The sequence below is a fragment of the Sphingomonas adhaesiva genome (assembly GCF_036946305.1).
Classification (GTDB): Bacteria; Pseudomonadota; Alphaproteobacteria; order Sphingomonadales; family Sphingomonadaceae; genus Sphingomonas; species Sphingomonas adhaesiva_B.
In genome coordinates this window covers 513,893-535,234 of the sequence record NZ_JAQIJJ010000003.1, presented here as the reverse complement: position 1 = coordinate 535,234, position 21,342 = coordinate 513,893, and the positions used below count along the sequence as shown (strand labels likewise).

The window sequence follows — 21,342 nt, the reverse complement described above, 5'->3', positions numbered from 1 at the left end:
CCGCAACCACGGAGGCCTCCATGCCGCTCATCGGTCACTTCACGCGCACATCCACCGGCTTCACCGGTCGCATCCGCACCCTGTCCTTCGACACCGAGTTCGTCATCGGGCCGGCCGAGCCGTCCGACGCCGAGAACGCGCCCGACTATCGCATCCATCTCGGCGACGAGGACGGGCCGGAGGTTGGCGCCGGCTGGAAGCGGCGCGGCGAGCGGGCCGGCGACTATGTCGCGGTGCTGATCGACGATCCCGTCTTCCTTGCCCCCATCCGCGCCAATCTCTTCCGCTCGGGCGACGACGATATGACCTGGGGCCTGCACTGGAACCGCGCGCCCAAGCGCGGTGAGCGGGGCTGAACCGTGCGCCGGCTTCGCAGCCGATCGACGGTCGGACGACGGGATCGTCGCAGCCGCATCTCCCTCTGTCTCCTTTCCGGCCTTTTTGCCTGCGGCTCGCCGAGTACCGGCATGGCCTCCGCGCAGACGCCGATCCGGGCACGGCTGGCGCCCGATCCGTTCGCCGCGCACATCGCGGAGGCGGCGCAGCGCTTCGGCATCCCGGAGGCGTGGATCCGCGCGGTAATGCGGATCGAGAGCCGTGGCCGCGCCGACGCGACCTCGCCCAAGGGAGCGATGGGCCTGATGCAGATCATGCCCTCGACGTGGACCTATCTGAGCGGCCGGCACGCGCTCGGGCGCGATCCCTACGAGCCCCGCGCGAACATCCTGGCGGGCGCGGCCTACCTGCGCGCCATGTACGACCGCTACGGCAGCGTCGACGCGATGCTGGCCGCTTACAATGCCGGACCGGGACGCTACGAGGCGTCGCGAGCCGGACGTGCACTGCCGGCCGAGACGATCGGCTATGTCGCGGCGCTCGGACCGGCGATCGACGGCCAAGCTGCCGGTGGTCCAGTCCGTCTCGCTGCCGCCGATCCGTTCGCCTGGACCCGCGCGTCGCTATTCGCCGCGCAGCCGGAGCGTCGAGTGGCTGCAAACTCCGAGGTAGCCGGATCGCGGGATGACGGCAGTTCGGGTGGTTCTAACGTGCGCGACCTCTCTGCGATCGTGCCGCAGTCCGGCGGTCTGTTCGTGGCGCGGTCCGGCGACGGAGAAGCACGGTGAACGCGATGCCCGACATCGCAGCCGGAACGCAGCACGAGGCCGGATCAGCATCCGTCCCGATGACGCCTCAACACCCGATCGGTGAGGTTTTCAGCTCACGATGGCTGGCCACCATGTCGGTCGCACGCTGGCGTGACATAGCGTGGTGCGGAGGGTGTTGCACGGTATTCGGGAGGGAGCAGACAGAAACGACGGACAGAGGGCGAGATAAAAGCCGATGCCCGGATCGTCGTAAGTCGCTGGCGCGACTGACTTTCTTCCGTGCACCGCGGTCGGTCGCGGGCATGCTGCCCGGTTTTCTTGAGCCTTTTCAACGCTTCGGTATGCACAGCCGCTCCGATGCCCTCGCCGGAGGGCGATCGTGAGCGAGCGCGACAGCGATCTGCGCGTCCGGCCCGGCCGCATCCGCTCCGGCCCCTCCGGCGGCACGAAGAGCGTCATCGACCAGGTGATCCGCGCCGCGCGGACGGCCGGTCATACCGGCAGCTTCACCGCGGGCCACGCACGGTCCTCCGCCTACGGCCGCTCGACCTTCGGCCGGGGCCGCGGCAAGTTCGGCCGCTCGCGCCTGTTCGGCTCCAACCGCCGCGTCGTCGTCAAGGCGCGCATTGCCCGCCATGCCGGCAAGGCGTTCCGCTCCGCGCCTGTCTCGGCGCACGTCGCCTACCTGAAGCGCGACGGCGTCAGCCGGGACGGCGAGCGCGGCGTGCTGTTCGACGCCGACACCGATCGCGCCGACGATCGCGCTTTCGCCGAACGCTGCCAGGGCGACCGCCACCACTTCCGCTTCATCGTCTCGCCCGAGGACGCCGCCGGGATGGAGGACCTGAAGGCCTTCACCCGCGACCTGACGAAGCAGATGGAGGCCGACCTCGGCACCCGACTCGACTGGGTCGCCGTCGATCATTGGAACACCGACAACCCGCACGTCCACCTGCTCGTGCGCGGCGTCGACGAGAGCGGCGCCGACCTCGTCATCTCGCGCGACTACATGAGCCGCAGCCTGCGCTCGCGCGCCGAGGACCTTGTCGCGATCGAGCTCGGCCCTAAGCCGGAGCACGAGGTCAGGAATGCGCTGGAGAAGGAGGTCACGGCCGAGCGCTGGACGCGGCTCGATGCCGAGATCCGCTACCATGCCGACGACGTCGGACTGATCGATCTCCGACCCGAGCGCACCGGCCCCGACGATCCCGAGATCCGCCGCCTGATGGTCGGGCGGCTCCAGCATCTTCAGACGATGGGTCTCGCTAGTCCCGCCGCACCCGGCGAGTGGATGGTCGGGCTCGACGCCGAGCAGCGGCTGCGCGATCTCGGCATGCGCGGCGACATCATCAAGACCATGCACCGTGCCTTCACCGAGCGTGGCCAGGATCGCGGCCTCGCCGACTACACCATCGACGGCGGTGGGGCTGGCGCGCCGATCGTCGGCCGGCTGATCGATCGCGGGCTGCATGACGAGCTGACCGGCGAGGCCTATGCCGTGATCGACGGCACCGACGGCCGTGCCCACCATGTCCGCTTCCGCGGCATCGAGGCGTTCGAACACGCGCCGGCCACCGGCGGCATCGTCGAGGTGCGGCGCTTCGGGCATGGGGACGACCCGCGCCCGACGCTGGTGCTCGCCACCCGGTCCGACCTCGACCTCGCCGCGCAGGTGACCGCGCCGGGCGCGACCTGGCTCGATCATCGCCTCGTCGAACGCGAGCGCATGTCGCTGTCGACCGGCGGGTTCGGCGGCGAGGCACGCGACGCCATGCAGGCGCGTGCCGAGCATCTCGCCGGTCAGGGTCTCGCCCGCCGCGACGGCCAGCGCATCCTCCTCCAGCGCGACCTGATCGCGACGCTGCGCCAGCGCGAGCTCGATGCGGTCGGCGAGCGGCTCTCGGCCGAGACTGGTCTGCGGCACGTCAAGCCGGCAGCCGGCGAGCATGTCGCCGGCACCTACCGCCGCCAGCTCGTCCTCACCTCCGGCCGCTTCGCGATGGTCGATGACGGCCTCGGCTTCCAGCTCGTGCCCTGGGCCAAGGAGATCGAGAAGAAGCTCGGCCAGCACGTCACCGGCGTCGCCAAGGAAGGCGGCGGCATCGAATGGGGCCTCGGGCGCAAGCGCGACCTCGGGCTCGGTCTCTGAACGAAAGGAGTGCCAGATGAACCAGGTGCTTGGCGTATGACCGCCACCAAGATCCTTTGGGGCCAGATCCTCACCGTCTTCTTGATCGTGCTCGCCTGCGTTTGGGGCGCCACCGAGTGGGTCGCCTGGCGGCTCGCCTTCCAGCCGGAGCTCGGACCGCCTTGGTTCACGCTGCTACGCTTTCCGTTCTACCTGCCGCCCGCTTTCTTCTGGTGGTGGTACTCCTACGATGCCTATGCCCCGTCGATCTTCGTCGAGGGCGCCTATATCGCCGCGTCCGGCGGCTTCATCGCCATCGCGGTCGCGATCGGCATGTCGGTGTGGCGGGCGCGGGAAGCCAAGCGCGTCGAGACCTACGGCTCGGCACGCTGGGCGGAGGCGGCGGAGGTGCAGGCGGCCGGGCTGCTCGGCGCCGATGGCGTGCTGCTCGGCAAGCTCGACCGCGCCTATCTCCGCCACGATGGGCCGGAGCATGTCTTGTGCTTCGCGCCGACCCGCTCGGGCAAGGGCGTCGGCCTCGTCGTGCCGACGTTGCTGACTTGGCCCGGCTCGGCGATCGTCCACGACATCAAGGGCGAGAACTGGCAGCTCACCGCCGGCTTCCGCGCCCGCCATGGCCGCGTGCTCTTGTTCGATCCGACCAACGCCGCGTCCGCCGCCTACAACCCGCTGCTCGAGGTCCGGCGCGGCGAGTGGGAGATCCGCGACATCCAGAACATCGCCGACATCCTGGTCGATCCGGAAGGCAGTCTGGAGAAGCGCAATCACTGGGAGAAGACCGGCCACTCGCTGCTGGTCGGCGCCATCCTCCACGTCCTCTACGCCGAGGCCGACAAGACGCTCGCCGGCGTCGCCGCCTTCCTCTCCGACCCGAAGCGCTCGATCGAGGCGACGCTGCAGGCGATGATGACGACGCCGCATCTGGGCGAGGCCGGCGTCCACCCCGTCGTGGCGTCGACAGGCCGAGAACTGCTGAACAAGTCCGACAACGAGCGCTCGGGCGTCCTTTCCACCGCCATGTCGTTCCTCGGCCTCTATCGTGATCCGGTGGTGGCGGAGGTGACGCGCCGCTGCGACTGGCGCATCGCCGACCTGGTGGCCGACGCCGCGCCCGCCACGCTCTACCTCGTGGTGCCGCCGTCCGACATCGCGCGCACCAAACCGCTGATCCGGCTCGTGCTGAACCAGATCGGCCGCCGCCTGACCGAGGACTTGCACGCCAAGGAGCGCAAGCATCGCGTCCTGATGATGCTCGACGAGTTCCCGGCGCTCGGCCGCCTCGACTTCTTCGAGTCCGCGCTCGCCTTCATGGCCGGCTACGGCCTGAAGGCCTTTCTGATCGCGCAGTCGCTGAACCAGATCGAGAAGGCCTACGGCAACAACAACTCGATCCTCGACAACTGCCATGTGCGCGTCAGCTTCGCCGCCAACGACGAGCGCACCGCCAAGCGGGTCTCGGACGCGCTCGGCACCGCGACCGAGATGAAGGCGCAGAAGAACTATGCCGGGCACCGGCTCTCGCCTTGGCTGGGTCACCTCATGGTGTCGCGCTCGGAGACGGCGCGGCCGCTGCTGACGCCCGGCGAGGTCATGCAGCTTCCCCCCGCCGACGAGATCGTCATGGTCGCGGGCACGCCGCCGATCCGGGCGAAGAAGGCGCGCTACTATGAGGATGCGCGGTTCAAGGAGCGCGTCCTGCCGCCGCCCGATCCGGCGAAGTCCGGTCGATCGAAACGCACCGACGGCTGGTCGACGCTGGCGCCGATACAGCCGGACGCGGCGCTGCTCGCCGCGGCCAGAGCAGCCGAGGCGGACAAGGCGAACGCCGGGCTGCGGCGCGAGCCGGAACTGCCCGAGCATGTCGCCATCGTGCCGGAGATCGCGAAGGCGCCCGCCGACGAGTTCGCGGTGATGATAGACGACGAGGAGGACGATGCCGCCCGGCAGGCCCGGGCGATGCGTCAGCAGATGCGTGGGATCGCGCGGCAGGTGTCGCTTGACCCCGGCGACGGCATGGAGCTGTGACGCCGATGCGCGACCGCCTCAACCTGACCCTGCCGGCCGAGATGATTGGGCGGATCAACGAGCTGGCCGAGCGCAAACGACTGCCGCGCTCCTCCATCGTCGAGGCAGCCGTCGCCTCGTTTCTGTCCCCCGATGCGCTCGACAAGCGCGAGGCAGCGTTCACGCGCCGCCTCGACAAGCTCGCCCGGCAGATGGCGCGGGTCGAGCGCGACCAGCGCATCACCGCCGACATGCTCGCGCTGTTCGTGCGCTTCTGGCTGACGATCACACCGCCCCTGCCCGAGGACGCGCAGTCGACCGCGCAGATCAAAGGGCGCGAGCGGTTCGACGGGTTCATCCAGACGCTCGGGCGCCAGTTGCAGAAGGGCCGCAGCGTGCTGAACGAGATACCAGACGACATTGGCGGTGACAGTGCCTGAGTCGTCGAAGCGTCGCCGTCATGGCCGGTTCCAGAACTTGGCGCCGCCGATCACCTGTATTTGCACGCCACACTACTACCACGATGGAAACTTGTTGAACTTGGGCGTTTAGGGCCTCTTCTACTCGACCCCGATCCAGGGCCGCACGGTGCGGTCCGATGACGACGGGGCGAACAGCGTGGTTCAGCACGGACGATCGGAGGCGAGATCGCGTGGCGCGCGGATGCTGCGCACGGCGCTCGGCCCGGCCATCGCCCGCTTCCTCGACGATCCGACAATCGTCGAGGTGATGCTGAACCCCGACGGGCGGCTCTGGATCGACCGGCTTTCGGACGGCCTCGCCGACACGGGCGAGCGGCTCGATGCCGCCGACGGCGAGCGCATCGTCCGCCTCGTCGCGCACCATGTCGGCGCCGAGGTCCATGCCGGCGCCCCGCGTGTCTCGGCCGAGCTGCCCGAAACCGGGGAGCGGTTCGAGGGGCTGCTGCCCCCGGTCGTCGCCGCGCCGGCCTTTGCGATCCGGAAGCCCGCCGTCGCGGTGTTCACGCTCGACGACTACGCCAACGCCGGCATCATGACCTTCGCTGAGGCCGCGCTGCTGCGGCTGGCGGTGGGCGAGCGCAAGAACATCCTCGTCGCGGGCGGCACGTCGACCGGCAAGACGACCCTCACCAACGCGCTCCTCGCCGAAGTGGCGCGCTGGCCCGACCGGGTGGTGCTGATCGAGGATACGCGCGAGCTGCAATGCGCCGCGCCCAACCTCGTCGCCATGCGCACCAAGGACGGCGTCGCCTCCCTGTCCGATCTCGTTCGTTCGGCGCTGCGCCTGCGCCCCGACCGCATCCCGATCGGCGAGGTTCGCGGCGCCGAGGCGCTCGACCTCCTGAAGGCCTGGGGCACCGGCCATCCCGGCGGCATCGGCACGATCCACGCCGGCAGCGCCATCGGCGCGCTGCGCCGCATGGAGCAGCTTATGCAGGAAGCCGTGGTGACCGTGCCGCGCGCGCTGATCGCCGAGACGATCGACCTCGTCGCCGTGCTCGCTGGGCGCGGCTCGCAGCGCCGTCTCGCCGAGTTGGCCCGCGTCGAAAGGCTCGGGGCCGACGGCGACTACCGCGTCGTGCCGGCCACGACCGTCACCACTGCCGCTCCTCTCATCCCCTCCGCAGCCCTCACCCCAGGAGACCAATCGTGACCCGTACCCTATCGCATGCCCGCCAGCGTCTCGCACTGACCGTTTCTGCTGCTGCGCTCAGCCTGACGATGTCGCCCGCCGCGCAGGCCGCCGGCTCGTCGATGCCGTGGGAGCAGCCGCTCCAGCAGATCCTCCAGTCGATCGAGGGGCCGGTCGCCAAGATCGTCGCGGTGATCATCATCATCTCGACCGGCCTGACGCTCGCCTTCGGCGACACGTCCGGCGGCTTCCGCCGGCTGATCCAGATCGTCTTCGGCCTGTCGATCGCGTTCGCGGCCAGCTCCTTCTTCCTGTCGTTCTTCTCCTTCGGCGGCGGGGCGCTGGTCTGATGGCCGGCGTCTCCGATCCGGCCGGCGAGGTGCCGGGTTTCACCGTGCCGGTGCATCGCGCGCTGACCGAGCCGATCCTGCTCGGCGGTGCGCCGCGCGCCGTCGCCATCATGAACGGCACGCTCGCCGGTGCGGTCGGGCTCGGCCTGCGGCTCTGGCTGCTCGGCCTCGCCATCTGGGTGGTCGGCCACATGGCGGCGGTGTGGGCGGCCAAGCGCGACCCGCTCTTCGTCGACGTGGTGCGCCGACACCTGCGCGTCCCCGGCCACCTGTCGGTCTGAGGGCGCGATCGTGATGCACCTCGCCGAGTATCGCAGCCGTGCCGCCCGGCTCGCCGACTTCCTGCCCTGGGCGGCGTTGGTCGGCGAGGGCGTCGTCCTCAACAAGGACGGCTCGCTTCAGCGCACCGCGCGCTTTCGTGGCCCCGATCTCGACAGCGCGGTCGCGGCCGAGCTGGTCGCGGTCGCCGGCCGCCTGAACAACGCCTTCCGCCGTCTCGGCTCGGGCTGGGCGATCTTCGTCGAGGCGCAGCGTCACCCGGCCGGCGCCTATCCCGACAGCCGCTTTCCCGATGCGGCCTCGGCCCTCGTCGACGCCGAGCGGCGCGCTGCCTTCGAGGAGGCAGGCGCACACTACGAGTCGAGCTACTTCCTCTCCATCCTGTTCCTGCCGCCGGCGGAGACCGCGACGCGCTCCGAAGCCTGGCTATACGAGAACCGTGCCGATGCCGGAGCGCGCCCGCGCGAGATGCTCGCCGGCTTCGTCGACCGCACCAACCGGCTGCTCCAGCTGGTCGAGGGCTTCATGCCCGCCTGCCGCTGGCTCGACGATGCCGAGACGCTCACCTACCTCCACGCCTGCGTCTCGACCAAGCGACACCGCGTGCGCGTGCCCGAGACGCCGATGCATCTCGACGCGCTGCTCGCCGACCAGCCGCTCACCGGCGGCCTGGAGCCGATGCTGGGCACGCAGCATCTCCGCGTTCTCACCGTCACCGGATTCCCGACCGCCACCACGCCGGGCCTGCTCGACGAGCTGAACCGGCTCGCCTTTCCGTATCGCTGGTCGACCCGCGCCATCCTGCTCGACAAGACCGACGCGACCAAGCTGCTGACGAAGATCCGGCGGCAGTGGTTCGCGAAGAGGAAGTCGGTCGCGGCGATCCTCAAGGAGGTGATGACCAACGAGGCTTCTGCCCTCGTCGACACCGACGCCTCCAACAAGGCCAACGACGCCGACATGGCGCTGCAGGAACTCGGCATGGACTATGCCGGCGTCGCCTACGTCACCGCGACGTTGACGGTGTGGGATGCGGACCCGCGCATCGCCGACGAGAAGCTCAGGCTCGCCGAGAAGGTGATCGAGGGCCGCGACTTCACCTGCATGGTGGAGACGATCAACGCGGTCGATGCCTGGCTCGGCTCGCTACCGGGGCACGCCTACGCCAACGTCCGCCAGCCGCCGGTCTCGACGCTGAACCTCGCGCACATGATCCCGCTCTCAGCGGTGTGGGCCGGGCCGGAGCGCGACGAGCACTTCGACGCGCCACCGCTGCTGTTCGGCCGCACCGAGGGATCGACGCCGTTCCGGCTGTCGCTGCATGTCGGCGACGTCGGTCACACCCTCGTCGTTGGCCCGACCGGTGCCGGCAAGTCGGTGCTGCTGGCGCTGATGGCGCTCCAGTTTCGGCGTTACCGTCGCGCGCAGGTCTTCGCCTTCGACTTCGGCGGCTCGATCCGCGCCGCCGCGCTGGCGATGGGCGGTGACTGGCACGATCTCGGCGGCAACGACATCGGTCCGGCCGGCAGCGAGGCCGAGACGTGGGACGCCATCGAGGAGGCGCTAGCGCCGCTCGACCCGGCCTATGACGGCGTCGCGCTCCAGCCGCTCGCCCGCGTCCACGACGTGCCGGAGCGTGCATGGGCGGCGGACTGGCTGGTCGCCATCCTCATCCGCGAAGGCGTGCCGATCACGCCTGACGTGCGCGAGCATCTCTGGACGGCGCTGACCTCGCTCGCCTCCGCGCCGGTCGAGGAGCGCACCATCACCGGCCTCGCGGTGCTGCTCCAGTCGAACGACCTGAAGCAGGCGCTGCGACCCTATTGCGTCGGCGGCGCCTATGGCCGGCTGCTCGACGCCGAGCACGAGCATCTCGGCGCCGGCACTGTGCAGGCCTTCGAGACCGAGGGGCTGATCGGCACCGGCGCGGCGCCGGCCGTGCTCGCCTACTTGTTCCACCGCATCGAGGACCGGCTGACCGGCGCACCGACGCTGATCATCGTCGACGAGGGCTGGCTCGCGCTCGACGACGAGGGCTTCGCTGGGCAGCTCCGCGAATGGCTGAAGACGCTGCGCAAGAAGAACGCCAGCGTCGTTTTCGCCACCCAGTCGCTCAGCGACATCGACGGGTCGGCTATCGCCCCGGCCATCATCGAGAGCTGCCAGACGCGGCTGCTGCTTCCCAACGAACGCGCGATCGAGCCGCAGATCACCGCCATCTATCGGCGGTTCGGCCTCAACGACCGGCAGATCGAGATCCTCGCGCGGGCGACGCCGAAGCGCGACTATTACTGCCAGTCGCGGCGCGGCAACCGGCTGTTCGAGCTGGGCCTCGGCGAGGTGGCGCTGGCGCTCTGCGCCGCATCCTCGCGCACGGACCAGCAGGCCATTGCGAGGATCGTCGCCGAGCACAGCCGCGCCGGCTTCCTCGCGGCCTGGCTGCGCCATCGCGACGCCGGCTGGGCCGCCGACCTCATCCCCGACCTCACCAACCTGGAGACACGTCCATGAGACCGCGCCATTCCCTTAGCGTCCGACTCGCTGCGGCGCTGCTCACCGCTCCCGTCCTCCTCGCGCCGATGCTGGCGACACCCGCGCAGGCCATCATCGTGTTCGACCCATCGAACTACGCGCAGAACGTCCTCCAGGCAGCGCGCGCGCTCCAGCAGATCAATCAGCAGATCACCTCGCTCCAGAACCAGGCGCAGATGCTGATGAACCAGGCCCGCAACCTCGCGAGTCTGCCTTACTCCTCGCTGCAGCAGCTACAGCAGTCGGTCAGCCGGACCCAGCAGCTCCTCTCCCAGGCGCAGAACATCGCCTACGACGTCCGCTCGATCGACCAAGCCTTCACGCAGAAGTATGGCAGCGTCTCGCTCTCGGCGACCGACGCGCAGCTCGTCAGCAACGCCCGCTCGCGCTGGCAGACCACGGTCGGCGGCTTGCAGGATGCGATGCGCGTTCAGGCCGGCGTCGTCGGCAACCTCGACACCAACCGCACTCAGACGTCAGCGCTGGTCGGCGCGAGCCAGGGCGCCACCGGCGCGCTCCAGGCCGCACAGGCCGGCAACCAGCTCCTCGCGCTTCAGGCGCAGCAGCTCGCCGACTTGACTGCCGTCGTTGCCGCCAACGGGCGCGCGCAGGCGCTGCACGATGCCGAGCAGGCCGCGGCCTCCGCGCAAGGGCAGGAGCAGCGCCGCCGCTTCCTGGCGCCGGGCACCGGCTACCAGCCGGGCAACGCCAAGATGTTCTACGGCAGCAACTGAGGGCGAGCGTCATGGAAGGTAGGATGCACGCGCGCATCGGCGCCATCGTGTTCGTCGCCGTCGCGGTGACCGCGACGGCGGTGGAGATGACCCGGAAGGAGGAGGCCCCGCCGGCGGCGGTCGTGGTCACCGTCTCCGCCGCCCCGGCCGATCCGCTGCGCCTTGCGCTGGAGCGATGCCAGTTCCTCGGCGAAGCCGCCGCGCGCGATCCGGCCTGCCTGCGGACCTGGGCCGAGAACCGGGCGCGCTTCCTGGGCCTTGATCCCGCCAAGGCCGTGCCGCTCGCCGGGAGCCGCTGACATGGGCGGCACCGGCGTCATCGACCACTTCCTTGAGGTCTTCACCCGCTACATCGACGGCGGCTTCGGCCTGCTGCACGGCGAGGTCGCCTTCATCGCCACCACGCTGATCGTCATCGACGTGACGCTCGCCGCCCTGTTCTGGTCCTGGGGTGCCGACGACGACATCATCGCGCGCCTCGTCAAGAAGACGCTGTTCGTCGGCGTCTTCGCCTGGATCATCGGCAACTGGAACAACCTCGCCAGGATTGTCTTCGACTCGTTTGCGGGGCTCGGGCTGAAGGCGTCCGGCACCGGCTTCACCGCCGCCGATCTGCTCCGCCCCGGCAAGGTGGCGCAGACCGGGCTCGACGCCGGCCGCCCGCTGCTCGACTCGATCTCCTCGCTGATGGGCTGGGTGTCGTTCTTCGAGAACTTCATCCAGATCGCCTGCTTGCTTTTCGCCTGGGCGCTGATCCTGCTCGCGTTCTTCATTCTCGCGATCCAGCTCTTCGTCACACTGATCGAGTTCAAGCTGACGACGCTCGCCGGCTTCGTGCTCATCCCCTTCGGCTTGTTCGGCAAGTCGGCCTTCATGGCCGAGCGCGTCCTCGGCAACGTCGTCTCGTCGGGCATCAAGGTGCTGGTGCTCGCCGTCGTCGTCGGCATCGGCTCCACCCTGTTCGGCGAGTTCACCAAGGGCTTCGCCGGCGCGACGCCGACCATCGACGACGCCATGGCGATCGTGCTCGCCGCACTATCACTGCTGGGTCTCGGCATCTTCGGCCCCGGCATCGCCAGCGGGCTCGTGTCGGGCGGCCCGCAGCTCGGCGCCGGCGCGGCGATCGGGACCGGGCTCGCCGCGGGTGGCATGGTTGCGGCCGGCGCGGCGGCCGTCGGTGGCGTCGCCTCGGGCGGCGCGGCGCTCGCCAGCGCCGCCGGTGCCACGGCGCGTGGCGGCGCAACGCTCGCCGGTGGCGCGTCCGCCGCCTACAGCGCCGGTGCTGCCGGCCAGTCGGGCGTCGCCGGCGTCGCCCCCGGCCTCGGCAACGTCGCGAGCACGGGCGCTTCGCGGGTCGGCCAGGCCATCGCCAGTCCGTTTCGCCGCGCCGCGGCCTCGATGAGCGAGAGCTTCGACGCCGGACGGCATGGCGCCGCCGGTGAGGCCGCCACCGATGCCGCGTCCACCCCGGCCGCATCCTCCGGCGCGGCCGGCAGCCCGCCCGCCTGGGCCCGGCGCCTGCAGCGCGGCCAGAAGGCCTCGCACGGCGTCCAGGCCGCTGCCCACGCGGTCAGGTCCGGCGACGCCCATGGCGGCGGCGCTTCCGTCGATCTCGAGCAAGGGGAGTGACCATGATCCCGTTCCGACGACCCGCCGCGCATTACGGTAAGACCCCCGAGCCGGTGACGCCCTACCAGCGTGCCGCGCAGGCCTGGGACGATCGCATCGGCTCCGCCCGCGTCCAGGCGAAGAACTGGCGGCTGATGGCGTTCTGCTCGCTGGCGCTCTCCGCCGGGTTGGCGGGTGGCCTGATCTGGCAGTCCGCCAACGGCTCGATCGTGCCGTGGGTGGTGCAGGTCGACAAGCTCGGCGCCGCGCAGGCCATCGCCCCGGCGGTGCCAGACTATCGCCCGACCGAACCGCAGGTCGCCTTCTACCTCGCGCGTTTCATCGAGCAGGTGCGCGCGGTGCCGGCCGACCCGATCGTGCTGCGGCAGAACTGGCTGCGCGCCTACGACCTCGCCTCCGACAAGGGTGCGCTGGCGCTCAGCGACTATGCCCGCGCCAACGATCCCTTCGCGCGCGTCGGCAAGGTGCAGGTCTCGGTCGAGGTGTCGAGCGTGATCCGCGCCTCGCCGGACTCCTTCCGCATCGCCTGGACCGAGCGCCGCTACCAGGACGGTGCACTCGCCGCCACCGAGCGCTGGTCGGCGATCCTCACCGTGGCGGTGCAGACCCCGCGCGACGCCGACACGCTGCGGAAGAACCCGCTCGGCCTCTACGTCACCGCTATCGACTGGTCCAAGGAGCTCGGCCAATGATCCCGCCGTCCCGACAGCACGGGAGGCCGGTTCGCCGGCTGCCCGCCGCTTCCATCCTGTTGCTCTGCACCTCGACGCTCGCCGGCTGCGCCCACCTCGAGAAGCCGCCTGAGATCGCCTACGACGATGCCGCACCGGCGGCGCTTAAGGTCGATCCGCCCGCTCCGGTCACCGTGGTCGAGCTACCCAAGCCGTTGCCGTTGCCCGGCCAGTTGAAGCCGCTGGCCCCCTCCCGTCCGTCGCCCGAGCTCGCCGACCCGGCAGCGCGTGTGGCGGTCGCCAACGCCGCCGCCCGCATGCAGCCGGTGCGCAACGGCTTCATCAACGCCGTGCAGGTCTATCCCTTTACCGAAGGCGCGCTCTACCAAGTCTATGCCGCGCCGGGGCAGATCACCGACGTCGCGCTCCAGCCGGGCGAGGCGCTGGTCGGCTCGGGACCGGTTGCGGCCGGCGACACCGTTCGCTGGATCATCGGCGACACCGAGAGCGGCGCGGGCGCCGGCAAGGTGGTCCACATTTTGGTCAAGCCGACCCGGCCCGACCTCCTGACCAACCTCGTCATCAACACCGACCGGCGCACCTATCACATGGAATTGCGCGCCACGGAGCGGACCTACATGGCCTCGGTGTCCTGGTCCTATCCGCTGGACCAACTGATCGCGCTCCGCAGGCAGAACTCGGAGGCGCAGGCCGCGCAGCCGGTGGCGTCGGGCGTCGATCTCGGTAGCCTCAACTTTCGCTATGCGATCACCGGCGACACCGCACCCTGGCGGCCGCTGCGCGCCTTCGACGACGGCCGGCAAGTCTTCATCGAGTTCCCGCGCGGCATCGCCCAAGGTGAGATGCCGCCGCTGTTCGTGGTCGGGCCTGAGGGCGACACGTCCGAACTGGTCAACTACCGCGTCCGTGGCAACCACATGATCGTCGATCGGCTGTTCGCCGCCGCCGAGTTGCGGTTCGGATCGAGCCGGAGCCAGCAGCGCGTGCGGATCGTGCGCACCGATGGGCGGCCAAGCTCATGAGCCCCGACGAGATCCGGAACGAGGAGGTCGAGCCCGCGGTCGCTGCGAGCGACGAAGCCCGGTCGCTGACCGGCGAGCCTGCCTCTGCCATGCGGCTGCGCGCCGAGCCGCCGCGGGTGACGCGGCTGTCGCGCAAGGTGCTGGCCGGGATCGGCCTGGCTGCCGGCCTCGGCGTCGGCGGAGCGCTGGTCTACGGGCTTCAGAGCCAGCATGGCGGCAAGGCATCGGAGGAGTTGCTCGCCACCGGCAATCGCAACACGCCCGACGGGCTCAATGCGTTGCCCAAGGACTATACCGGCGTGCCGAAGCTGGGACCGCCGCTGCCGGGGGATCTCGGCCGGCCGATCCTCAGCGCGCAGAACGGCGGCCAGCCGGTGCCGACGCCCGGGATTGGAGGTTCCGTGCAACCGGCCGCCCCCGATCCGGAAGCCGAGCGCCGACGCCAGGAATTGGAGCGGCGCCTACAGGAGCTGGAGGCGGCGCGCACCGCCAAGCTGTTCGCCGGCACCGAAGCGCGTCTGGCGGACAATGCCGCGCCGGCATCCACCACGCCCGGATCGCCGCTGCCGCAGCCCGACCTCACCAGTCTAGGCCTCGCCCCACAGCCGGCAACGCCATCGGCCCAGCAGCGCCAGCAGGCCTTCCTCGACGCCGCACCCGACAAGCGTACCGTGTCGCCCGATCGCGTCGCCGCGCCCGCCTCGGCGAACGTGCTTCAGGCCGGTGCCGTCATCCCGGCCGCGCTGATCACCGGCATCCGCTCCGACCTGCCGGGGCAGGTCACCGCCCAAGTCACCGAGAACGTCTACGACAGCCCGACCGGCCGCATCCTGCTCGTCCCGCAGGGCACGCGCGTCGTAGGCCAGTACGACAACGGCGTCGGCTTCGGACAGAAGCGGGTGCTGCTCGTCTGGACGCGGCTGATCTTCCCGAACGGCCGCTCGATCGTGCTGGAGCGCCAGCCCGGTGCCGATGCCGAGGGCTATGCCGGGCTGGAGGACGGGGTGGACCACCACTGGTGGGATCTCGCCAAGGCCGCTGGCCTTTCGACGCTGCTCTCCGTTGGTGCGCAGGCCGGGTCTTCGGGCGAGGAAAGCGACATCGCTCGCGCGATCCGCCAGGGTGCGTCGGATGGCGTCAGCCAGGTCGGTCGGCAGGTGGTCGGTCGCCAGCTCGATATCGCGCCGACGCTGACGATCCGCCCCGGCTTTCCGGTCCGCGTGCTTGTAACCCGCGACCTTGTCCTCGAACCCTACGGAGGCTGATCCTATGGCGAAGCTGAAGCTCGGACCGATCGCCGACGACAAGCCCGTGAAGGTCTCGCTCGAACTGCCCGCCGGCCTTCACCGCGATCTCGTCACCTATGCAGACGTGCTCGCGCGCGACACGGGGCAGCCGGCGGCCGATCCCGTTCGCCTGATTGCGCCCATGCTGGAGCGGTTCATGGCGACCGATCGCGAATTTGCGAAAGCCCGCCGAGCGACTGCCAGGTGATCGGAGCGCTTGGTGGACGGACCGGCTGATCGATCACGGATCGCGCCCGAGCCATGCTCAGCAGGCGGCGCAAGGCTGGATTGTCGTTCTGCGGCAGCCATACGCCGCAGAAGGAGATGGTTTCCCCCGCGATCGGTCGATAGACGACTCCGTCGAACGACGTGGACGTCGCGGCCTCGCTGGTGAGCGTCAGGCCAAGCCCGATCGCCACGAGCGACATCAGCGTGTCGCGACCGACATGCTGTCTATGAACTTCGGGATGTTGTCCGAGATCGGACAGGCGTCGGATGAGAACGTCGTGGACTTCGTTGTTGGGCGACTGCTCGCTGGTGATGAACGTTTGACCGACCAGTTGCCGCCAGACGAGCGACGGTTGAGCGGCAAGCGGATGGGATGCCGGTAGCACCGCGAAGACCTGTTCGGACCAGAGATGAGCCGTTTCGCATCTTGCATGCTCTGTCGTGCCGGTGATGAAGGCGATGTCGAGATGCCGCATCCTCACCGCCGCGATATGTTCGCTCGGATGCCCGTCACTAAAATCGATCCGCACGCCTGCGCGGTCGGCATCGAAGGCACGAAAGAGCGTGGACAGGAAACCGGAGGCCAGAGACGAGAAGAGACCTACGCGAAGATTGCCGCTCTCGCTCTTTCCAATCGCACTGACGCCAGTGACGCCATCGCCGAGATGCTCCAGGGCCGTCCGCGTTTCGCGAAGGAAGCCTTGGCCGGCCGGTGTCAGCGCAACACCCCCATTATGCCGCCGGAACAGGGAAGTCCCGAGATGCCCCTCCAAATCCCGGATCCGGCGGCTGACCGACGACTCTTGTACGGCCAGCGCGCTGCTGGCCTTGCGAAAGCTGCCGTATTCGGCGGCAGCGAGGAAGTAGCGCAGGTGGCGAAGTTCGATCGCAGATAGCGGCTTCACCCTCCACATCTCATCGATCCGTTTCGCCGGCAACAGGCGAGCTCGTCCAGTCTCTCCCCTCGTGGTCATCCACTTGTAGATCGCGAGAAATCGAGAATGCAAACCATGGCGCAGTCAAATTCCGCGTGCCCTCTGCGAGTAATGTCACGATGAGCTACTTCGCGATCGGACTTGTCGAATATCGTTCACCAGTCGGACTATCGCGCACCAGAATGCATGTCTCGGTGTCGCGGTAGGTCGCCTCCCGAACGATCCGATAGCCTCGTCGCTGCGCGAGGTTGAGGGAACGCCGGTTCTCTGGCGCGATGATGCAGGCCGATGAAGGCGGATCGATCGTACGGTCGAGCCACGCCAAGGCGGCATCGAGGGCCTCTCCCGCATAGCCCTTGCCCTGCATCGAAGGGTTCAGGACCCACCCGCCCTCGGGCATTCCGGTGATGTCGGGCAGCCCAGTACGATGCCAGTCGGCAAAGCCGACTTCGCCGACGAACGCATTAGCCGCGGTCTCACGGATGGCCCAATAGCCGTAGCCGAGCAGCGCCCAATGCCCTCGGTAGCGCAGCAGCCGCTGCCAGACTTCCTCCGGCGAGAAGGGGTGCCCACCGATGTAGCGGATCACCTCGGGTTCGCTCCAGAGCGTCGTCATGTCTCCAAAGTCGGCCAGCGTCGGCCGGCGCAGGGTCAGTCGCGAGGTCGTGATCGCGCTGTCCGGTTTTGTGGCTTCGGTATCATCAAGCATCGAACGCCTCCGCCACGATAACGGACCACGATCGTTATGATTCTGTCAAACTATTTTGACAATACCATAGTCGCAAGGTAGGGCAGGCTTGCATCGACAGGGGCATCGCGGCGTGGCTCGAACGGCACAGGCAATCATACCGGAGGATCATGGCCCGCCCTTGATCGGCGCGGCGATCCGGCAGCGGCGCCAGCGCCTGGGTATGACCTTGAAGGATCTGGCCGGCGTCTCCGGCCTGTCCGTGCCGTTCCTGTCGCAGGTCGAGCGCGACCAGGCGATGCCGTCGCTGGTCTCCCTCGCCCAGATCGCTGCCGCGCTGGACGTCGAAACGGGTTATTTCATCGGAACGCCGCCACCGGGGCAGATCGTCCGCCGCGCCGAAGCGCCCGAGCATCTCCACGTCGGCACCAGCCCGGTCGAGTATGTGCGCCTCAGCGGCAGCCATGCTGAGCGGCGCATGGAGGCGCTGTACATGACGGTGCCGCCGGGCCATGCCTCCCCGATCTCGCATCGCGAGGGCGAGGGTTTCTGGTACGTGCTTGAGGGCACGCTCGACGTCTGGGTCGGGCGCGAGCATTTCACGCTGAACGCGGGCGACAGCACGCATTTCGAACAACGCCATCCCTATCGCATGCGCAACGACGGGACGGCGCCGGTCCGCGTGCTTTGGGTCGGAACGCCGGCGCTTCTATGACGCACGCAGGCGATCCGGCCGATGCCCCCGCGATCGACGCGCTCGTCCTCGACTTCTACGCGGCCTTCGACAATCGCGGCGGACGCGCGATCTCCGTGGACCGGCTCTGGAGCCTGTTCCTGCCCGAGGCGGTGATCGTGCGCACCCGCGCCGCGGGTCTCGAGACAATGACGGTCGACACCTTCATCGCGCCGCGCGCCCGGATGTTGGCCGATGGCACGCTCACGGACTTCCATGAATGGGAGACCGGCGCCAGCACACGGGTGCTCCGCGATATCGCCTGCCGCCACTCCACCTACGCGAAGAGCGGACGGCATCAGGGCGCGCCTTATGACGGCAGCGGTGCCAAGCTGATGCAGTTGACGCGGGCGGAGCAAGGCTGGCGCATCGCCGCCATCGCCTGGGAAGACGACTGACCAGAGAGAAGGGACGAGCATGAGCGTGACCCGGATCGTTCCCAACATCGCGACCGCCGACGTGAACCGTGCGCGCGCCTTCTACGCTGACATACTAGGCATGACGATCGGCATGGACCACGGCTGGATCGTCACCTTCGTCGGGTCCGGCCATGCCGTGCCGCAGATCAGCTTCGCGAGCGAGGGCGGCTCCGGCACGCCGGTGCCCGATCTATCGATGGAGGTCGACGATCTCGATGCCGTGCATGCGCGGCTCGTCGCGGCCGGGCAGGAGATTGCCTACGGCCCGGCCCACGAACCCTGGGGCGTGCATCGCTTGTTCGTGCGAGATCCGTTCGGACGGCTGCTGAACATCCTGTCGCACGAGGCGGCGTGATGGGTGGGATGGCCGCCATGCTCTCGATCGTGAGGCGGCCATCCCGAGGCTCATCCCTTTCGCTCGCAAAAGCGGATACGGTTGCCGAAAGGATCGGCGACCTCGACCTGTCTGCCCCAGGGCAGATCATCGATGCCGGGACGGCCATAGCCGTAGTTCTTCGCAATCAATTCGGCTTGAAAAGCGACCACACCCGTCATCCACACAAAACTGGTAGACCCCGGACTGGCGTCGCCATGATGCTCACTGAGGTGGAGTTCCAGGCCGGCGCGTTCGATCGCCATGTAGAGTGGAAGGCTCGGCTCGTGTCGATGCTCCATCGTCACCGCGAAACCAAGGAAGTCGCAATAGAATTCCCGTGCCTTCGCTTCATCGAAGATGCGCAGAATCGGAATCGCTTGGCGGAAGGCGATGCCGTCGGTCGGGGCGGCCGGCAGACGCGCCGCGGCCGTGTTCCAGTCGCGGTGGCCGAGTTCAGCGGCAACCAGCTCGAGACTGGTGGAATGCGTGATGTCGGTTCCGTGCGCGGACAAGGCGGCACGCAACCTCTTGGCCATGGCTTTGGCCTGATCGATCGTGGTCATGACAGTTCCTCACTCGCGGCGATAGGTCATCGGGTGCTCGCCTTGCCGATCCATCGCCGGGGACTGTCCGGTGACAGGATATGCGTCGCGATGCCTTCACCATGCCCTATCGGGCGCGAGCGGCCGGCGGCATCAGCCACCGCGAACGCTGCGCCGATGCAGGCAGCCTGTCAATTGGATGCATCCCGGATGCTCGCCCATCGGCACCCACAAGACCGCATTCACCGTTTGGCTGGAGGATTTCTTATGCGCACCTCACGAAGGACGATGATTGTCGTCGCTTCGACCGTGATGCTGTCGTCAGCCGCATTGGCCGCGGATCGCCTGAGCGCACGCTCTCCTGATGGCCAGTTCGTCGCCTCGACCCGGCCGACGCGTGGCACGGCCGGCGCCAGCGGCCAGGCTCCTGCGTCGCTGTGGCTGACCGACACGCGCACGGGGCGCAGCCGCGAATTGTACCGCGGCCGTTACTCCAACGATCCCAAGCGCAACCTGTCGAGCCTCGCCAATCCCGACTTCTCGCTGGATGGCGGCTACGTCTATGTCGAGGCCGACGCCTACGCGACCTCGCCGGCGATCCATCAGGTCGCGGTGCGCACCAGCGCAATCCGCTACGTCACCGACGGCGCCCTGTACGGCGTCCTGCGCGATGGTCCGTGGCGCGGCTTCCTCGTCGTCCAGCAACACCGCTACCGGCGGAACGGCAACGGCTCATTCGATCCCTTCGTCATCGTCAAGCCCGATGGCCGCGAGGTCGCGATGGTCCCTGGCTCGGACGGCGACGATCCGGACCGTGCGCTGGTACAATGGCTCGGCGCTAAGGGGTGGACGGTATCGTGATGACGGCCAGCGCAAACACGTCCCCACTCATCCTCGAGGTTTGCCGCCATGTCGACCGATGAACCCCCGCTCGGCCTAACGCCGATCCTCACCGTCGCGGACTCAGCCGACGCAGCCGAATTCTATAAGCAGGCCTATGGCGCGATCGAGGTCGCCCGCATGCCGGCTAATGACGGCTCGAGCCGCATCATGCACCTGCGCCTTCTGATCGGCGGGTCGACGCTGATCGTGATGGACGAGTTCAGCGACTCCGCCTCCTACGGCGGCGGCAGCGTCGCACCGACGGAGCGAAACCGAACGACCGTTACCCTTCACCTCCAGGTCGAGGACGCTGCATCAACGTGGCGATCGGCTCTGGACGCGGGCGCAACCATCGTCGTGCCGATGGAACGCCAATTCTGGGGCGAACTGTATGGTCGGGTGCGCGACCCATCCGGCCATGAATGGACGATTGCGCAATGGCTGCCGGATTAGCGCGACCTGAAGCGCAAATCGCCAGCGGTCTCGGGCTGCTCTCTTGATTTCTATCGGAGGCTTTACTGATGAACAACTATCGCGAGGACGTCGTTTTGTATCGGGGATTGCTGTCCGTCGGCGCGAAGCTCGGTTTGCTCGCCATTGCCGGCATGGCGAGCGGGGGCGCCGCCATCGCGCAGGTCGTAGAACCGGTAGCTCCGGTCCCCCGTTTCGGCCCCGGGTCTCATGTCGGTGAGGCCACCGCCGTTTACCCGCAGCGATATCGCGTTCCGCGGCGACAGTTCGGTCGTCCGGGGCCACGGGGAACGATGATGCCCTCGGGGCAGGTTGGACCCGCCTGCATGACGCCGCTCTGGAAAGCGGGACTGCGCACCAACCATGTCGAATGCCCGCTGTATCTACCCACGCGGCCCGGCGCGTCACAGCAGTGTATGGCGAGAGATGGCGCGGGCCGCATGCACGGCGTGACCGTCACCTTTCTCGACTGGGATGCTTCGACGGGTCGTGGAACGATCGATTGCCGTTTGAACGGTCGCTGATCAGGAAGAAGCGAGGCCAAGTTGCGGGACTGAAGAGTGTCGACAGAGCCGTGACAATCTAGAGATTGTCCAGCAGACCCTCGGAGGACGATCTCCTGTCTCGCACCCGTTTCAGTGGCGGCGTGGAGGTGCCTCGGGGCGGACCAC

25 protein-coding genes are annotated in these 21,342 nt (G+C 68.7%); 22 read left to right on the top strand and 3 right to left on the bottom strand.

The genetic code is table 11. The features are described 5' to 3' along the window. Positions 1-20 precede the first annotated feature (20 nt). The 16 genes from PGN14_RS06125 to PGN14_RS06050 all read left to right on the top strand — a co-directional run bounded on the left by PGN14_RS06125 (position 21) and on the right by PGN14_RS06050 (position 15,605). Positions 21-356 carry a DUF736 domain-containing protein gene (locus PGN14_RS06125; RefSeq protein ID WP_335298534.1) on the top strand — a complete coding sequence of 112 codons (336 nt, stop codon included), beginning with the start codon at positions 21-23 and terminating at the stop codon, positions 354-356. A 111-nt stretch (positions 357-467) separates the two neighbouring features. Continuing rightward, positions 468-1,124, top strand: a complete 657-nt coding sequence (locus tag PGN14_RS06120; protein WP_335298533.1) for a lytic transglycosylase domain-containing protein — start codon at positions 468-470, stop codon at positions 1,122-1,124. 361 nt (positions 1,125-1,485) lie between these two features. Further along, positions 1,486-3,255 carry a relaxase/mobilization nuclease domain-containing protein gene (locus PGN14_RS06115; protein WP_335298532.1) on the top strand — a complete coding sequence of 590 codons (1,770 nt, stop codon included), beginning with the start codon at positions 1,486-1,488 and terminating at the stop codon, positions 3,253-3,255. Between the two features lie 36 nt (positions 3,256-3,291). Further along, positions 3,292-5,280, top strand: a complete 1,989-nt coding sequence (locus PGN14_RS06110; protein ID WP_335298531.1) for a conjugal transfer protein TraG — start codon at positions 3,292-3,294, stop codon at positions 5,278-5,280. Between the two features lie 5 nt (positions 5,281-5,285). Continuing rightward, a complete protein-coding gene (locus PGN14_RS06105; RefSeq protein ID WP_335298530.1) occupies positions 5,286-5,699 on the top strand; it encodes a ribbon-helix-helix protein, CopG family in 414 nt (137 codons plus the stop codon). 223 nt (positions 5,700-5,922) lie between these two features. Continuing rightward, on the top strand, positions 5,923-6,894 hold the full coding sequence (gene trbB / locus PGN14_RS06100; protein WP_335298529.1) for a P-type conjugative transfer ATPase TrbB: 972 nt from the start codon (positions 5,923-5,925) through the stop codon (positions 6,892-6,894). Beyond that, positions 6,891-7,223, top strand: a complete 333-nt coding sequence (locus tag PGN14_RS06095) for a TrbC/VirB2 family protein (RefSeq protein ID WP_335298528.1) — start codon at positions 6,891-6,893, stop codon at positions 7,221-7,223. Before trbB ends, PGN14_RS06095 begins: the two co-directional genes overlap by 4 nt. After that, positions 7,223-7,504: a VirB3 family type IV secretion system protein gene (locus tag PGN14_RS06090; protein WP_335298527.1), complete on the top strand. Its 282-nt coding sequence runs from the start codon at positions 7,223-7,225 to the stop codon at positions 7,502-7,504. Before PGN14_RS06095 ends, PGN14_RS06090 begins: the two co-directional genes overlap by 1 nt. A gap of 10 nt (positions 7,505-7,514) precedes the next feature. Next, on the top strand, positions 7,515-10,013 hold the full coding sequence (gene trbE, locus PGN14_RS06085) for a conjugal transfer protein TrbE (protein WP_335298526.1): 2,499 nt from the start codon (positions 7,515-7,517) through the stop codon (positions 10,011-10,013). Further along, on the top strand, positions 10,010-10,768 hold the full coding sequence (gene trbJ, locus PGN14_RS06080; protein ID WP_335298525.1) for a P-type conjugative transfer protein TrbJ: 759 nt from the start codon (positions 10,010-10,012) through the stop codon (positions 10,766-10,768). Before trbE ends, trbJ begins: the two co-directional genes overlap by 4 nt. A gap of 23 nt (positions 10,769-10,791) precedes the next feature. Beyond that, complete coding sequence (gene trbK-alt, locus PGN14_RS06075) at positions 10,792-11,067, top strand: putative entry exclusion protein TrbK-alt (protein WP_443019462.1); 276 nt, start codon at positions 10,792-10,794, stop codon at positions 11,065-11,067. Between the two features lies 1 nt (position 11,068). Further along, positions 11,069-12,397, top strand: coding sequence for a P-type conjugative transfer protein TrbL (gene trbL / locus PGN14_RS06070; protein ID WP_335298523.1), 1,329 nt, complete (start codon positions 11,069-11,071; stop codon positions 12,395-12,397). Between the two features lie 2 nt (positions 12,398-12,399). Then, the gene (gene trbF, locus PGN14_RS06065; RefSeq protein ID WP_335298522.1) at positions 12,400-13,089 is read left to right on the top strand and encodes a conjugal transfer protein TrbF; all 690 of its coding nucleotides are present in this window, start codon (positions 12,400-12,402) and stop codon (positions 13,087-13,089) included. Beyond that, positions 13,086-14,111 carry a P-type conjugative transfer protein TrbG gene (trbG, locus tag PGN14_RS06060; RefSeq protein WP_335298521.1) on the top strand — a complete coding sequence of 342 codons (1,026 nt, stop codon included), beginning with the start codon at positions 13,086-13,088 and terminating at the stop codon, positions 14,109-14,111. The genes trbF and trbG overlap by 4 nt, the downstream gene beginning before the upstream one ends. Next, a complete protein-coding gene (locus tag PGN14_RS06055; protein WP_335298520.1) occupies positions 14,108-15,376 on the top strand; it encodes a TrbI/VirB10 family protein in 1,269 nt (422 codons plus the stop codon). Before trbG ends, PGN14_RS06055 begins: the two co-directional genes overlap by 4 nt. 4 nt (positions 15,377-15,380) lie before the next feature. After that, the gene (locus PGN14_RS06050) at positions 15,381-15,605 is read left to right on the top strand and encodes a DUF2274 domain-containing protein (protein ID WP_335298519.1); all 225 of its coding nucleotides are present in this window, start codon (positions 15,381-15,383) and stop codon (positions 15,603-15,605) included. On the opposite strand, the gene PGN14_RS06045 is transcribed toward PGN14_RS06050, so the two are convergent. Both PGN14_RS06045 and PGN14_RS06040 read right to left on the bottom strand, forming a co-directional pair. Next, positions 15,553-16,539, bottom strand: a complete 987-nt coding sequence (locus PGN14_RS06045) for a LysR family transcriptional regulator (RefSeq protein WP_335298596.1) — start codon at positions 16,537-16,539, stop codon at positions 15,553-15,555. The genes PGN14_RS06050 and PGN14_RS06045 overlap by 53 nt on opposite strands. A 145-nt stretch (positions 16,540-16,684) precedes the next feature. After that, positions 16,685-17,269, bottom strand: coding sequence for a GNAT family N-acetyltransferase (locus tag PGN14_RS06040; protein WP_335298518.1), 585 nt, complete (start codon positions 17,267-17,269; stop codon positions 16,685-16,687). A 160-nt stretch (positions 17,270-17,429) separates the two neighbouring features. On the opposite strand from PGN14_RS06040, the gene PGN14_RS06035 reads away from it, so the two are divergent. Genes PGN14_RS06035 through PGN14_RS06025 form a run of 3 tightly spaced genes read left to right on the top strand, consistent with a single transcriptional unit; the run spans position 17,430 to position 18,755 of the window. After that, a complete protein-coding gene (locus tag PGN14_RS06035) occupies positions 17,430-17,963 on the top strand; it encodes a helix-turn-helix domain-containing protein (protein WP_335298517.1) in 534 nt (177 codons plus the stop codon). Continuing rightward, on the top strand, positions 17,960-18,379 hold the full coding sequence (locus PGN14_RS06030) for a hypothetical protein (RefSeq protein ID WP_335298516.1): 420 nt from the start codon (positions 17,960-17,962) through the stop codon (positions 18,377-18,379). Before PGN14_RS06035 ends, PGN14_RS06030 begins: the two co-directional genes overlap by 4 nt. Before the next feature lie 19 nt (positions 18,380-18,398). Next, a complete protein-coding gene (locus tag PGN14_RS06025) occupies positions 18,399-18,755 on the top strand; it encodes a glyoxalase superfamily protein (protein ID WP_335298515.1) in 357 nt (118 codons plus the stop codon). A gap of 50 nt (positions 18,756-18,805) precedes the next feature. Here the strand turns inward: PGN14_RS06025 and PGN14_RS06020 are convergent, their stop codons facing one another. Continuing rightward, positions 18,806-19,339, bottom strand: coding sequence for a glyoxalase superfamily protein (locus tag PGN14_RS06020; RefSeq protein ID WP_335298514.1), 534 nt, complete (start codon positions 19,337-19,339; stop codon positions 18,806-18,808). Positions 19,340-19,606: 267 nt separating this feature from the next. Here PGN14_RS06020 and PGN14_RS06015 point away from each other — a divergent pair, with 267 nt between their 5' ends. The 3 genes from PGN14_RS06015 to PGN14_RS06005 all read left to right on the top strand — a co-directional run bounded on the left by PGN14_RS06015 (position 19,607) and on the right by PGN14_RS06005 (position 21,195). Beyond that, the gene (locus PGN14_RS06015; RefSeq protein ID WP_335298513.1) at positions 19,607-20,179 is read left to right on the top strand and encodes a hypothetical protein; all 573 of its coding nucleotides are present in this window, start codon (positions 19,607-19,609) and stop codon (positions 20,177-20,179) included. A 48-nt stretch (positions 20,180-20,227) separates the two neighbouring features. After that, on the top strand, positions 20,228-20,653 hold the full coding sequence (locus PGN14_RS06010) for a VOC family protein (RefSeq protein ID WP_335298511.1): 426 nt from the start codon (positions 20,228-20,230) through the stop codon (positions 20,651-20,653). A gap of 68 nt (positions 20,654-20,721) precedes the next feature. Further along, positions 20,722-21,195 (top strand): hypothetical protein, encoded by a 474-nt coding sequence (locus PGN14_RS06005; protein WP_335298510.1) that lies wholly within the window; start codon positions 20,722-20,724, stop codon positions 21,193-21,195. Positions 21,196-21,342 lie beyond the last annotated feature (147 nt).